A 14,024-nucleotide genomic window follows, 5' to 3' on the forward strand; every position below is an offset into this window, starting at 1 on the left:
CACCGCCCCGGGCCGCTTCCAGGCAACAGAAATCGGTTAATGTTTTGCCACCCCATGCAGGAGACACGCCCATGAAAGCAGAACAGAACCAGCGCCTGACCCAGGTCGGCCCCGGCACCCCCGGTGGCGAGTTGTTGCGTCGCTACTGGCAACCCGTGGCCATGCTGGACGAGTTCGATCCGGCGCTGGATCCATCCATGGCCATCCGCCCGGTCAAGGCGGTGCGGCTGCTGGGTCAGGACTTCGTGCTGTTCAAAGACGCCCAGGGGCGTTTCGGCATGCTGGACCGCGACTGCCCGCACCGCGGTGCCGACCTGGCCTATGGCCGCAACGAGGGCGACGGCCTGCGCTGCCCCTTCCATGGCTGGAAGTTCGACGTGAGCGGCCAGTGCACCGAAACCCCGGCGGAACCGGCGGGCAGCACGCTCTGCCAGCGCATCCGCCAGCGCAGCTACCCGCTGGTCGAAAAGGCAGGCGCATTGTTTGCATGGCTCGGCCCGGAGGGTCAGACGCCACCACCCTTCCCTGCGCTGGACTGCTTCGTCGCCCCTGCTTCGCACAGCTTCGTATTCAAGGGCCTGTGGCACTGCAACTGGTTGCAGGCGTTCGAGGTCGGCATCGACCCGGCCCACGCCTCCTACCTGCACCGCTTCTTCAACGATGCCCCGCTGGAAGGCAGCTACGGCAAGCAGTTCCGCGGTGCCAGCGCCGGCGACATCGGTGGCGAGCGCTGGCCGATGACGCGCGTGATGCGCGAGTTCGACCAGCCCGAGATTTCCTTCACCCAGCAGCCCTGGGGGCTGCAGCTGACCGCACTGCGCCCGTTGAACGAGGCGCTGACCCATGTGCGGGTGACCAACGACGTGTTCCCGCAGACCTTCGTGATCCCGCTGTCGGAGACCATGACGATCACGCAGATGCATGTGCCGGTGGACGACACCCGCAACTACTGGTACGCCTTCTTCACCAGCTTCGAGGCGCCGGTCGACAAGGCCACCATGCGCCAGCAGCGGCTGAAAGCCGTGACGCTGCCCGACTACATCCCCAAGGCCGGGCGCTGGAACCAATGGGGCTTCAACCCCGAGGAGCAGATGACCCGCACGTTCCTGGGCATGGGCGAGGACGACATCAACGTGCATGACCAGTGGGCCTGCGAGAGCATGGGCCCGATCCAGGACCGCACGCGCGAACACCTGGGCACCACCGACAAGGTCATCATGGCCCACCGCCGCCTGCTGCTGCAGGCCATGGACACCGTGGCGCAGGGCGGTACGGCGCCAGGCATCGGCGATGCGGCACAGGCTGCTGGCATCACCGGACCCGACACGGTCGACGGCATCGCACCGGCCCAGGGCTGGCAGGACTGGTGGCAACGCGCGGTGCGCGACAAGCGCGAGGGTGCGCCGTGGTCAAGCGCCACCGAACCGGCACAGACGCTGCTGGCGGCTGCCAAATGACGTCGTTCGCCGAACGCTGCGGCCTGCACGACACCCACCGGGAGGCGGCCTGCCTGCGCGCCGCCGAGCTGATCGAGTCCAGCGGCGTCCAGCGCGTGCGCATGGGCTGGTGCGATGTGCACGGACAGTTGCGCGGCAAGACCCTGATGGCACACGCCGCGGTCAAGGCCTTGCGCGACGGCGTCGGCATGGTCGGCACCATGATGCTCAAGGACACCTCGGACCACACCGCCTGGAAGGTGTTCGAGGCCGGGGGCACCGAAGGCCTGACCGGGTTCGCCGGCGCCTCCAACCTGATGCTGCTGCCCGACCCCGAGAGCTTCACCCTGCTGCCCTGGAGCGCGGGCACGGGCTGGTTGCGCTGCCAGCCCTGGCACAGCAACGGAACGCCGGTGGCGCTGGACAGCCGGCACGTGCTGGAGCAGGCGCTGTCCAGGCTCGCGATGGCGGGCTTCGGCTTCAAGACCGGCCTGGAGGTCGAATTTCACATCTACCGCATCACCGACGAAGCACCTCAGCTCGACCCCGAACTCGCAGGCTGGCCGGGATTGCCGCCAGCGGTGCAGATGATCCATCCCGGCTACAACCTGCAGGCCGAGGCCATGATGGACATGGCAGACGAGCCGCTGAGCATCGTGATGCAGACCGCCCAGGCGCTGGGCCTGCCACTGCAGTCGCTGGAGATTGAGCTGGGCCCGAGCCAGGTGGAGGCGGTGTTCGACGCCACCGATGCGCTGACCGCCGCCGACCAGATGGTGCTGTTCCGCAACGGCGTGCGGCAGGCGCTGCGCCGCGCCGGCTACCTGGCCACCTTCATGTGCCGCCCGCCCTTCCCCAACATCATGTCCAGCGGCTGGCACCTGCACCAGTCACTGGTTGAACGCGATGGCGGCCGCAACGGCTGTGCGCGCGCCGCTCCCGCCGAGGACAGCACGGTGCGCGACGCCCGCCACACCCTCTCGGACGCCGGTGCCCACTGGCTGGCCGGCCTGCTGGCGCATGCGCCGGGCATGACCGCGCTGTGTACCCCCACCATCAACGGCTTCGGCCGCTTCCGGCCCAACGCCCTGGCGCCGCAGCACATCCTCTGGGGCCAGGACAACCGAGGCGCGATGTTGCGCGTGGTGGGCGCCGCGGGCGACCCCGCCACCCGGATTGAAAACCGCATCGGCGAGCCCGCGGCCAACCCCTACCTCTACATGGCGTCCCAAATCCATGCCGGGCTGGACGGCCTGCTGCGCGGCCTGGAACCTCCGCCCGCCACCGACAATCCCTATGCCACCGGCCACGCTCGCCTGCCGGACAACCTGGGCGATGCCCTGGCCGCCCTGCGGGGCGACGAGGCACTGATGAACGGACTGGGCGCTTCGGTGGTCGAACACTTTTGCCGCATCAAGCAGTCTGAAATCAACCGCCACGCCGACGCCCAGGACAAGGCAGACTTTGAACGGCGCGAATACTTCAGCCGCTACTGATTCACTTCTTTCACATGAGCACCATCCACATCCGTTTCGTCCACGCCGACCAGACCGAAGAAACCATCACCGCCGCCACCGGCCAGAGCCTGATGAAGGCCGCTGTCGACGCTGATATCCATGGCATCGAGGCCGATTGCGGCGGCGTTCTCACCTGCGCCACCTGCCACGTCATGATCGACAGCCCCTGGGCCGAGAAGCTGCCCAAGCCGGTGGCCGACGAAACCGACATGCTCGATTTCGCGGCCAGTCCGGTCGAGGCCGGCAGCCGGCTGAGCTGCCAGGTTCGGCTGACACCCGAGCTCGATGGGCTGGTGGTCCGCCTGCCCGCCTCGCAACACTGACCCACCTCCCCGAGTCCTGAAAGGTCACCGATGAGCTACACCTTCGCCCCGCCCGCCGTCGTCTCCGTGCCCGTGGTGGGGCGCGCCGAACGCTTTCCCGTCCACCGCATCTACTGCGTGGGCCGCAACTACGAAGAACACGCCAAGGAAATGGGCTTCACCGGCCGCGAGCCGCCTTTCTTCTTCCTCAAACCTGCCGACGCCATCGTGGTGGCCGAGGCCGGACAGACCGCCACCATCCCCTACCCGTCGCTCACCGGCAACCTGCACCACGAGATCGAGCTGGTCGTCGCCATCGGCCGGGGTGGACGGAACATCAAGGCAGCCGATGCCGCCAGCCACATCTACGGCTACGCCGTGGGGCTGGACATGACCCGCAGAGATCTTCAAAACGACATGAAAAAACAGGGCCGCCCCTGGTGCATCGGCAAGGCCTTCGACCAGTCGGCGCCCATCGGCCCCATCACACCCGCCGCTGAAGCCGGCGACATCGCCAACGCCGCGATCTGGGTCCAGGTGAACGGCACCGACCGTCAGCGCAGCAATGTCTCGAAGCTCATCTGGAACATCGCCGAAACCATCGAGCACCTGTCGGCGGCCTGGGAACTGCAACCCGGCGACCTCATCTACACCGGCACACCCGAAGGTGTGGCCGCGGTGGTCAGCGGCGACACCATGAGCGGTGGTGTCGACGGACTCACCAGCATTGCTGTGCACGTGGGGTGACCCGGCAAGGGTAAACCCCCAGAGGCCGCTCCCTAGAATGGAACGCCTCTGATCCGCTGTTCCCCTAACTACAGGAGCCATCACATGATCCAGCGCAGAACCCTGCTCCAGTCCGGTGCCGCCGTTGCCTTCGGTGCCCCCGCCCTCGTCGGCCTTGCCCAGCAAAGCGTGACCCTCAAGTTCCACACTTTCATGGCGCCGCAATCCAACGTGTGGCTGAACATGCACAAGGCCTGGATGGACAAAGTCACCAAGGACTCCGAAGGTCGCATCAAGTTCGAGGCCTATCCCGCCATGCAATTGGGCGGCTCGCCCGTGCAGCTGTACGACCAGGCCAAGGACGGTGTGGTCGACATCGTGTGGACCCTGCCGGGCAACACCCCGGGCCGTTTCCCACGCATCGAGGTGTTCGAACTGCCGTTCATGATGAACAACGCCGAAGCGACCTCTCGCGCCTACTGGGAATACGTGCAGACCGCGGCCACGGACGAGTTCAAGGAAGTTCACCCGATCGCGCTGCAGGTGCACGGCCCCGGCATGTTCCACATGCGCGACAAACTGGTGAAGACCGCGGCCGACCTGCAAGGCTCCAAGGTGCGCGGCCCCACCCGCCAGATCACCAAGATGCTGGGCTACCTGGGTGCCACGCCGGTCGGCATGCCGCTGCCGCAGATCCCTGACGCACTGTCCAAGGGCGTGATCAACGGCTGCGTGATTCCCTGGGAAGTGGTTCCCTCGGTCAAGGTGCACGAGCTCACCAAGTTCCACAGCGAATTTGACCCTGCTGGCGGCGCGTTGTACACCACCACCTTCATCATGGCGATGAACAAGGCCAAGTACGCCTCGCTGCCGCCCGACCTCAAGGCCATCATCGACAAGAACTCGGGCATCGAAACCTCGGGCTGGCTGGGCAAGGTGCAGCAAGGCGGCGATGTTCCCGGTCGCGAGGCGGCGGTCAAGCAGGGCAACACCATCCACACCATCCCTGCGGCCGAGGCACAGGAGTTCAAGCGCAAGGCGCGACTGGTCGAGGTCGAGTGGATGCAGGACATGGACAAGCGCGGTTTCAACGGCAAGCAACTGCTGGACACCGCCAAGGCGCTGATCGAGAAGCACGGTAAGGCCACCACGAAGAAGGCCTGACAGCCGTCGGCTTCACAAGGGCTCCCAAGGGAGCCCTTTTTGCTTTTTGTTCAGCCCCTACACTCAACGCCATGTTTCGCAGCCCGATCCAGCACTGCCGCCAATGCGGCGCACCCGTGGTCTACCGCCTGCCCGACGACGGGGACACCAAGCCTCGCGCAGTCTGCACCGCGTGTGCCACCGTGCACTACGAAAACCCGCTCAACGTGGTCGGCACCGTGCCGGTCTGGGGCGAGGACGGGGCCCAGGTGCTGCTGTGCCTGCGCAACATCGAACCGCGGCGAGGCAAGTGGACGTTGCCGGCCGGCTTCATGGAACTGGGGGAAACCACCGCCGAAGGTGCACAGCGCGAAACCATCGAGGAAGCCGGCGCCAGCATCGAGCTCGGGCCGCTGTTCACTCTGATGAACGTCGCGCGCGTGGGTCAGGTCCACATGTACTACCGTGCACGGCTGCTGAACGATCGCTTCGACCCAGGCGTTGAAACCATCGAGGCCCGTCTGTTCACGGAAGAGCAGATCCCCTGGGACGAGATCGCCTTCCGCACCGTCCGTGAAACCCTGGAGTGCTACTTCGCCGACCGCCGAAAAGGGCACTTCGGTTTTCACACCATCGACATTGCCTGACCGACAGAAACGAAAAAGCCCGCAATCGAACGATTGCGGGCTTTTCAATAAATGGTCGGCGTGGCGGGATTCGAACTCGCGACCCCTTGCACCCCATGCAAGTGCGCTACCAGGCTGCGCTACACGCCGACAAGCCTTGCATTATAGCGTGCAAATAGAGCGATTCACACGGGAGCAGTAAGAAGTTCGCGAATTTCAAGCAACTCCCGTCGGACACCCAGCAACGCAGCTGATGGTTGCTCAGAAACCGCGGGGATGGCCTCTGCCACCAGATCTTCTTCTGCGTCCCCCAGGACGTCGTATCCGACAGAATCAGCGAAATCGTCATCCTGCGCGCGGCGCCTGTCCCGCTCGGCCTGCACCAGCTCCTGAAGCTTGTTACGGGCGCCGCTGATGGTGAAGCCTTGGTCGTACAGCAACTCCCGGATCCGCCGAATCATGAGCACTTCGTGGTGCTGGTAGTAGCGTCGGTTGCCACGCCGCTTCATCGGGCGCAACTGGGTGAACTCCTGCTCCCAGTAGCGCAGCACGTGCGGCTTGACACCACACAACTCGCCCACTTCCCCAATGGTGAAGTAGCGTTTTGCGGGGATAGGGGGAAGCGATTTTTCCATCAAAATCAATGCGGTATAAACCGAACCTTGAAATTTACTCTAAGCGCTGGTGCCGCGCGCTGCGCATCGGAAAAAACCGTACAAACTGTTGCAAATCCATCTCCTCAGCACTTTTTAGTGGCAGCGGAAGATAAAAAACCCGGCGACCACAGGTCCCGGGCTTCATTGATTGCCTGCAATGCAAGGCTGTGCGAAATGCTCAGCCGGTGACAACGGCCGCCTGCACCTGCTCCTTGAGTTTGGGGCTCGCATGGAACGTGACCACCCGACGAGCCTCGATGGCCACGGGTTCTCCTGTTCTGGGGTTGCGACCCGGTCGCGGGGCCTTGGTTCGGATCTGAAAGTTGCCGAAGCCGGAGATCTTGACGTCGGTGCCCTCGACCAGACAGTCTGTGATCAGGTCAAAAAACGCATCAATCATGTCCTTGGACTCGCGCTTGTTCAGACCGATCTGATCAAACAACAGCTCAGCAAGCTGCGCCTTTGTGAGTGCAGGAGTCTCCAGGCTCTCGACTGCCAGTTCCATTGGGGTGTGCTCCAGGTTCTTGTCCATACGCAAGGCGCTCAACGCAGGCGCGCACCCACGCGCTGTTCCAGCGAAACCAGCGCGCCCTTGACCGCCGCCTCAATCTCCTGCTCGGTCAGTGTAGCGTCCTCCCGACTGAGCGTCAGGCGCACTGCCAAGCTCTTCTCGTCCGACGCCAGGCCGCCGCCCTGCCCTTCGGACGTCTTCTTGGGCCGGTACACATCGAACAACACGGCGTCGCGAAGAAGCTCACCTCCTGCGTCACGGATGGCTTCCATTACCGCGGCGTGCGTCACCGCCTCCTTGACCACGATGGCGATATCGCGCTCGACCGGCTGGTGGCGGCTCACGCTCTGGAACACCGGAACCTCGCGCTGCAGCACCGCATCCAGTGCGAGTTCAAACATCACCGGCGCCTGCGTCAGGTCGTAGCCCTGGCGCCACTTCGGATGCAGTTCGCCCACGTGACCGATGCAGCGCTCACCCAGCCAGACGCTGGCGCAGCGACCCGGGTGCATCGCGGAGTGCTCGGCTGGCTTAAAGGAGGCTTGCAATGGCGCCAGCAGCGCCTGCACATCACCCTTGATGTCGAAGAAATCGACGTTGCGCTCGGCGCAACCCCATTGCAGGCTGTCGACCCCGCCATACGCCAGACCTGCCACCCGCATAGGTTGGTCGAACCCGGCGACGGAGGTGTCGCTGTCCTGAACCGACGGGTCCTTGCGGAACACGCGCCCCAGTTCAAACAGGCGCACACGCTGTGCCTTGCGGTCCAAGTTGAACTTGAGCACCGCGATCAGGCTGCCCAGCAGCGACGAGCGCATCACGTTCATCTGGCTGGCGATCGGATTCAGCAGTTTGATCGGATCGGCATTGCCAGCCAGTTCGCGCTCCCACCGCTCTTCGACAAAGCTGAAATTGATGGTTTCCTGATAGCCCAGTTGCGCCAGTTGACGGCGCACAGCAAATGGGCCGCGCCGGCTCTCGACCCGCAGCTTGGCGGTGATGGGCGCCAGCGGCGGATTCGTCGGCAGTTGTTCGTAGCCGATCACACGCGCGACCTCTTCGATCAGGTCTTCTTCGATCTGCAGGTCAAAACGAAAGGCCGGTGGTGCAACGGTGACCGTGCCCTCGCCTTCGGTCACAGCCAAGCCAAGGCGGCGCAGCGCGCCAACGCACTGCTCCTGAGTCACCGGCATGCCGATGACCTTTGCCGTGCGAGCCACGCGCAGCGTGACCGGCCTGCCTTCCGGCAACGCAAGCACTTGATCATCCAGCGGGCCTGCCTGACCTCCACAGATCTCCAGCACCAGCTGCGTGATGCGCTCGACGTGTTCGACCGTGGTCGACGGGTCGACGCCACGCTCAAAGCGGTGGCCCGCATCGGTGCTGAAGTTGTAGCGGCGCGAACGGCCGGCGATCGCCTTGGGCCACCAGAACGCGGCTTCGATGAAGATGCTCTTCGTGTCGTCCGACACAGCGGTCGCGTCGCCACCCATGATGCCCGCCAGCGACTCGACCTGCAGATCGTCGGCGATCACACCCACGCTGCTGTCGAGCGTGACGGTATTGCCGTTGAGCAGCTTGAGCTGTTCGCCCTCGCGGCCCCAGCGCACCTGCAATCCGCCATGGATCTTGTCGAGGTCGAAGATGTGCGAGGGACGGCCCAACTCGAACATCACGTAGTTGGAAATATCCACCAGTGGCGAAACGCTGCGCTGGCCGCAACGCGCCAGGCGCTCGACCATCCAGGCCGGCGTCTGCGCCTGGGTGTTGACGCCACGCACCACGCGGCCGCTGAAACGGCCGCAGAGATCAGGCGCCTGCACACTCACCGGCAGGCGGTCTTGCACCTGCACGGCGGCTTTCGGAAACTCGGGCTGTACAAGCGGTGTACCGGTCAGGGCCGAGACCTCGCGTGCAATGCCATACACGCTCAGACAGTGCGCCAGGTTGGGCGTGAGCTTGAGCGTGAACAACATGTCGTCCAGTCCCAACTGCTCGCGGATGTTGCGGCCAGCCACAGCGTCGTCAGCCAGTTCCAGCAGGCCGTTGCTCTCCTCAGAAATCTGCAATTCCTTGGCCGAGCACAGCATGCCCTGGCTCTCGACGCCGCGCAGTTTGCCCAGCTTGATGGCGAAGGGTTTGCCGTCTTCGCCTGGCGGCAGCAACGCGCCAACAGTGGCGCACGGGACCTTGATGCCGGCACGCGCGTTGGGAGCGCCACAAACGATGTTCAACGGAGCGCCCTGCCCCACGTCCACCTGGCAAACGCGCAGGCGGTCGGCGTTGGGGTGTTGCTCGGCGCTCAGGATCTGTCCAACCACCACACCGGTGAAGGCGGGCGCAAACGGGCGCAGCTCCTCAACCTCCAAACCAGCCATGGTCAGGGTGTCGGCCAGTTGCTGACTGGTCAGGGGCGGGTTGCAGAAGGCACGCAGCCAGGATTCGGGGAATTGCATGATTTCTTCAGCTCAACAAGACTTCAACGGAACTGCGACAGGAAGCGAATGTCGCCGTCGAAGAACAGGCGCAGGTCGTTCACGCCATACCGCAGCATGGTCAGGCGGTCCGGCCCCATGCCGAAGGCAAAACCGATGTAGCGCTCAGGGTCCAGCCCCATGTTGCGCACCACGTTCGGATGCACCTGACCAGATCCGGCCACCTCCAGCCAGCGCCCGGCCAACGGGCCGCTCTGGAACTGGATGTCGATCTCGGCGCTGGGCTCGGTGAACGGGAAGAAGCTGGGACGGAACCGCAACACCAGATCGTCGCTCTCGAAAAAGGCGCGGCAGAAATCTGTGAAGACGACCTTGAGGTCCTTGAAGCTCACGTTCTCGCCGATCCACAAGCCTTCGCACTGGTGGAACATGGGCGAGTGCGTGGCGTCGCTGTCAACACGGTAGGTGCGTCCCGGCGCGATCACGCGTATTTCGGGCATCGGCTGGCCCGCATCCAGCGCGCCACGGTGGCGCTTGACGTGCTGCACCGCATGGCGGATCTGCATCGGGCTGGTGTGAGTACGAAGGAGGTTCGGTGCCTTGGCGCTGCCGCCTTCCACATAAAACGTGTCATGCATGGAACGCGCCGGATGGTCCTCGGGTGTGTTCAGTGCGGTGAAGTTGAACCAGTCGGACTCGATCTCGGGGCCCTCGGCCACCTCAAAGCCCTGCGAACCGAAGATGGCTTCGATGCGCTCCAGCGTCAGGCTCACCGGATGCAGGCCACCCTGGCCACGCTGCCGACCGGGCAGCGTCACGTCCAGCGCCTCGGCCTTGAGCTGCGTCTGCAACTCGGCATCGGCCAGCGCCTGACGACGCTCGGTCAGCGCGGCTTCGATCGACTGCTTGGCCACGTTGATGGCCGCACCACGGGTCTTCTTTTCCTCGACCGGCAGGGAAGCCATACCCTTCATCAGCTCGGTGATGCGGCCCGACTTGCCCAGGTACTGCGCCTTGGCATTTTCCAGATCGGCGGGGGTGGCTGCCTGCGCGAACGCGGCGCGTGCGCTGTCAACCAGTGCGTCCAACTCGTTCATGTGTATCTCGTCCGGGAAAACAAAAAAGGGGTTGAGAGCAGCGAGGGAATCCCTCAAGCCTCAACCCCTTTGAGCGACATCGTCACCACCGGCCGGAGCAGGCAGGGACAGTCGTGAATCAAGCGGCCAGCTTGGCTTTGACTTGCTCCACGATGCTGTTGAAAGCAGCAACGTCGTTGACGGCCAGATCGGCCAGAACCTTGCGGTCGATCTCGATCTGTGCCTTCTTCAGGCCATTGGCGAACTGGCTGTACGTCAGGCCGCAAGCGCGTGCACCGGCGTTGATACGCGCGATCCACAGCTGACGGAAGACGCGCTTCTTGGTGCGGCGGTCACGGTAGGCGTATTGACCGGCCTTCATCACCGCCTGTTTGGCGATGCGGAAAACGTTACCGCGGCGACCGCGGAAACCCTTGGCAAGGGCGAGAACTTTTTTGTGACGGGCGCGTGCCGTTACACCACGTTTGACGCGAGGCATGTGTTGCTCCTTGTTCGTCGTTGATCAAATGCCCATGCCGGGCAGCATCTGCGCCATGTGACCCATATTGGTCTCATGAACAGTCACCGCACCACGCAGATGGCGCTTGTTCTTGGTGGTCTTCTTGGTCAGGATGTGACGTTTGAAGGCTTGACCGCGCTTGACGGTGCCACCGGGACGAACGCGAAAACGCTTCTTCGCGCTGCTCTTGGTCTTCATTTTGGGCATGTGAATGCTCCTTTTCATTTGTGCTCGTGAGGCGCCGCGAACCTTCCGCGGACTTGCTGGCCCCGAGCCACTTTTGATGGACCACCCATTTGGGTCGTCCAGTTCGGAGAGAGGCTTTCACCCCTCACCTCGAAAGGACCGGCAGACTAGACCGGCCTTTTCAATCCTGACGGCAAAGACTTGCCACTGATTGTCAGGCGGCTGGCTGGACAACAGCCTCCGCCTTGGGTGCACCACCGCCTGCTTTCTTTTTCCCGGGCGCAATCATCATGATCATCTGGCGCCCTTCGAGCTTCGGGAACTGCTCAACCACGATCGCATCGCCCAGTTCATCCCTGATGCGATTCAGCAGAGCGAGACCCAACTCCTGGTGGGTGATCTCACGACCCCGAAACCGCAGCGTGATCTTGCACTTGTCTCCGTCGTCCAGAAAACGGCGAATGTTGCGCATCTTGATGTTGTAGTCGCCGTCGTCGGTCCCGGGACGGAACTTCACTTCCTTAATCTCGATGACAGTCTGCTTGGCCTTTGCCTCGGCAGCTTTTTTCTGCTCCTGGTATTTGAACTTGCCATAGTCCATCAACCGGCACACCGGCGGGTTCGCTGTCGCCGCGATCTCGACCAGATCTACGTCCAGCTCACCGGCCATGCGCAACGCTTCCTGGAGGCTGACAATGCCCAAAGGCTCGTTGTCTGGCCCGTTGAGGCGGACCTCGGGGGCCATGATTTCCCGGTTCAGGCGGTGTGCACGCTCTTCACGCTGGCGGCGGTCGCGAAAGTTGGTAGCTATGGCTAGTTCCTTGTCGTGGGCAGTTGGTCAGAAAAAAACAAACCCCTCGGGGCCACGCGCAGTGCACAGCAGCCGAGGGGTCTTCCGGAGCGGATGAAATCACACCTTGGAGGAAACGTCTGTCGCCACTAATTGGGAGAAACTCTCCAGCGACATGACACCGAGGTCTTTGTTGCCTCGTGCCCGCACAGCCACAGCGCCAGCGCCTTTTTCCTTGTCGCCCACGACGAGGATGTAAGGCAGCTTTTGCAACGCATGTTCGCGTATTTTATACGTAATTTTCTCGTTGCGCAGGTCTGTTTCAACCCTAAGCCCTTGTTTTTGCAGCGATTTCGCCACTTCCTGAGCGTAATCCGCCTGCGCATCGGTGATGTTGAGAACAGCCACCTGCACCGGCGCCAGCCAAACAGGGAGCGCACCTGCATGCTGCTCGATCAAGATTCCGATGAAGCGTTCGAGACTGCCCACGATGGCGCGATGCAGCATGATGGGGCGATGGCGCGAGCCATCTTCCCCAACGAACTCTGCGCCAAGTCGTTCGGGAAGATTAGGGTCGACCTGGATGGTGCCGCACTGCCATTCGCGGCCCAAAGCATCCTTGAGCGTGTATTCGATCTTGGGCCCGTAGAACGCCCCTTCACCCGGCAGGTACTCGAACGCACACCCCGAAGCTCTCAGCCCTTCGGCCAACGCCGCCTCCGCCTTGTCCCAGCTCTCTTCGGTGCCGATGCGCTTTTCGGGACGAGTCGAAAGCTTGTAGAGGATGTTGGTGAAGCCGAAGTCCTTGTAGACCTGCTGCAGCAAAGTGGTGAACGCCTTGACCTCGGACTGGATCTGGTCCTCGGTACAAAAAATATGGCCGTCATCCTGCGTGAACGCACGCACACGCATGATGCCGTGCAGCCCTCCCGAGGGCTCGTTGCGGTGACACTGGCCAAACTCGCCGTAGCGCAGTGGCAGGTCCCGGTAGCTTTTGATTCCCTGCTTGAAGATGATGATGTGGCCCGGGCAGTTCATCGGCTTGAGCGCGTAGTCGCGCTTTTCCGACTCGGTCACGAACATGTTCTCTCGGTACTTGTCCCAGTGCCCGGTCTTCTCCCAAAGCGCCTTGTCCAGGATCTGAGGCCCCTTAACCTCCTGGTAGCCGTTGTCGCGGTAGACGGCCCGCATGTACTGCTCCACGGCCTGCCAAACGGTCCATCCTTTGGGATGCCAGAACACGGTGCCAGGCGAGTGCTCGTCCAGGTGGAACAGATCCAGCTCGCGACCGAGCTTGCGATGATCCCGCTTCTCAGCCTCTTCCAACATGATCAAGTACTGCTGAAGCTCATCCTTCGAGGCCCAGGCAGTGCCATAGATGCGCTGCAGCATTTCGTTGCGATGGTCACCTCGCCAATACGCCCCAGCGACTTTCATGAGCTTGAAGTGCTTGAGCTTGCCGGTGCTGGGCACATGCGGGCCACGACAGAGGTCTTCGAAGGCGCCCTCGCGGTACAGCGACACATCCTCGCTGCTCGGAATGCTGGCGATGATCTCGGACTTGTAGTGCTCACCCAGTCCCTTGAAATACGCCACCGCCTCGTCGCGCGGGAGCACACGGCGCACCACTGTTTCGTCCTTGTTGGCCAGTTCGATCATCTTCTTTTCGATGGCCGCAAGGTCTTCGGGCGTGAAGGGCCTCTTGTAGGAAAAGTCGTAGTAGAAACCGTGCTCGATCACGGGACCGATGGTGACCTGTGCGTCGGGAAACAGTTCCTTGACGGCGTAGGCCAGCAGATGGGCGGTGGAGTGTCGGATCATCTCCAGGCCATCGGCGTCCTTGGCAGTGACAATGGCCAGCGAAGCGTCTTCTGCGATCAGGAAACTGGTGTCCACCAACCTGCCGTTGACCTTGCCACCCAGCGCCGCCTTGGCCAGACCGGTGCCGATGGAGGCGGCCACCTCGGCCACGGTCACTGGCCCAGGGAATTGTCGCGAGGAACCGTCAGGAAGTGTGATGTTGGGCATGGCGTGATCAGAGAAAAAAAAAGCGCGGACTTGGCCGCGCTTTAAAAGAGAAGACTGCAAAAAAACTGCAGG

General features: G+C 63.1%; 14 protein-coding genes and 1 tRNA gene. 6 read left to right on the forward strand and 9 right to left on the reverse strand.

Translation table 11 applies throughout. The features are described from left to right. Window positions 1–71 precede the first annotated feature (71 nt). The 6 genes from HPF_RS14870 to HPF_RS14895 all read left to right on the forward strand — a co-directional run bounded on the left by HPF_RS14870 (window position 72) and on the right by HPF_RS14895 (window position 5,771). Entirely contained in the window at window positions 72–1,457 is a 1,386-nt protein-coding gene (locus tag HPF_RS14870) for a Rieske 2Fe-2S domain-containing protein (protein WP_079365667.1), read from the forward strand. Beyond that, a complete protein-coding gene (locus HPF_RS14875) occupies window positions 1,454–2,932 on the forward strand; it encodes a glutamine synthetase family protein (RefSeq protein ID WP_133157035.1) in 1,479 nt (492 codons plus the stop codon). The genes HPF_RS14870 and HPF_RS14875 overlap by 4 nt, the downstream gene beginning before the upstream one ends. Window positions 2,933–2,946: 14 nt before the next feature. Next, window positions 2,947–3,276: a 2Fe-2S iron-sulfur cluster-binding protein gene (locus HPF_RS14880; protein ID WP_079365665.1), complete on the forward strand. Its 330-nt coding sequence runs from the start codon at window positions 2,947–2,949 to the stop codon at window positions 3,274–3,276. 30 nt (window positions 3,277–3,306) lie between these two features. Next, the gene (locus tag HPF_RS14885) at window positions 3,307–4,002 is read left to right on the forward strand and encodes a fumarylacetoacetate hydrolase family protein (protein WP_066151459.1); all 696 of its coding nucleotides are present in this window, start codon (window positions 3,307–3,309) and stop codon (window positions 4,000–4,002) included. A gap of 84 nt (window positions 4,003–4,086) precedes the next feature. Beyond that, the gene (locus HPF_RS14890) at window positions 4,087–5,145 is read left to right on the forward strand and encodes a TRAP transporter substrate-binding protein (RefSeq protein WP_066151463.1); all 1,059 of its coding nucleotides are present in this window, start codon (window positions 4,087–4,089) and stop codon (window positions 5,143–5,145) included. 71 nt (window positions 5,146–5,216) lie between these two features. After that, complete coding sequence (locus tag HPF_RS14895; protein ID WP_066151467.1) at window positions 5,217–5,771, forward strand: NUDIX hydrolase; 555 nt, start codon at window positions 5,217–5,219, stop codon at window positions 5,769–5,771. Between the two features lie 52 nt (window positions 5,772–5,823). Here HPF_RS14895 and HPF_RS14900 read toward each other — a convergent pair. From HPF_RS14900 to thrS, 9 genes are all read right to left on the reverse strand, one after another. Beyond that, window positions 5,824–5,900, reverse strand: a tRNA-Pro gene (locus tag HPF_RS14900). A 35-nt stretch (window positions 5,901–5,935) separates the two neighbouring features. Further along, window positions 5,936–6,385 carry a MerR family transcriptional regulator gene (locus HPF_RS14905; protein ID WP_066151469.1) on the reverse strand — a complete coding sequence of 150 codons (450 nt, stop codon included), beginning with the start codon at window positions 6,383–6,385 and terminating at the stop codon, window positions 5,936–5,938. 199 nt (window positions 6,386–6,584) lie between these two features. Beyond that, window positions 6,585–6,911: an integration host factor subunit alpha gene (locus HPF_RS14910; protein ID WP_066151798.1), complete on the reverse strand. Its 327-nt coding sequence runs from the start codon at window positions 6,909–6,911 to the stop codon at window positions 6,585–6,587. A gap of 38 nt (window positions 6,912–6,949) precedes the next feature. Beyond that, on the reverse strand, window positions 6,950–9,373 hold the full coding sequence (gene pheT / locus HPF_RS14915) for a phenylalanine--tRNA ligase subunit beta (RefSeq protein WP_066151471.1): 2,424 nt from the start codon (window positions 9,371–9,373) through the stop codon (window positions 6,950–6,952). Between the two features lie 23 nt (window positions 9,374–9,396). Next, the gene (gene pheS, locus HPF_RS14920) at window positions 9,397–10,449 is read right to left on the reverse strand and encodes a phenylalanine--tRNA ligase subunit alpha (protein WP_133157036.1); all 1,053 of its coding nucleotides are present in this window, start codon (window positions 10,447–10,449) and stop codon (window positions 9,397–9,399) included. Between the two features lie 118 nt (window positions 10,450–10,567). Then, complete coding sequence (rplT, locus tag HPF_RS14925) at window positions 10,568–10,927, reverse strand: 50S ribosomal protein L20 (protein ID WP_066151478.1); 360 nt, start codon at window positions 10,925–10,927, stop codon at window positions 10,568–10,570. Window positions 10,928–10,951: 24 nt separating this feature from the next. Further along, window positions 10,952–11,155: a 50S ribosomal protein L35 gene (gene rpmI / locus HPF_RS14930; RefSeq protein WP_066151481.1), complete on the reverse strand. Its 204-nt coding sequence runs from the start codon at window positions 11,153–11,155 to the stop codon at window positions 10,952–10,954. Between the two features lie 193 nt (window positions 11,156–11,348). Further along, window positions 11,349–11,945, reverse strand: coding sequence for a translation initiation factor IF-3 (gene infC, locus HPF_RS14935; RefSeq protein WP_079365662.1), 597 nt, complete (start codon window positions 11,943–11,945; stop codon window positions 11,349–11,351). Between the two features lie 99 nt (window positions 11,946–12,044). Further along, window positions 12,045–13,952, reverse strand: coding sequence for a threonine--tRNA ligase (gene thrS, locus HPF_RS14940; protein WP_133157037.1), 1,908 nt, complete (start codon window positions 13,950–13,952; stop codon window positions 12,045–12,047). Between the last annotated feature and the right edge of the window lie 72 nt (window positions 13,953–14,024).

The sequence above is a fragment of the Hydrogenophaga pseudoflava genome, assembly GCF_004353865.1.
Taxonomy (GTDB): Bacteria; Pseudomonadota; Gammaproteobacteria; order Burkholderiales; family Burkholderiaceae_C; genus Hydrogenophaga; species Hydrogenophaga pseudoflava.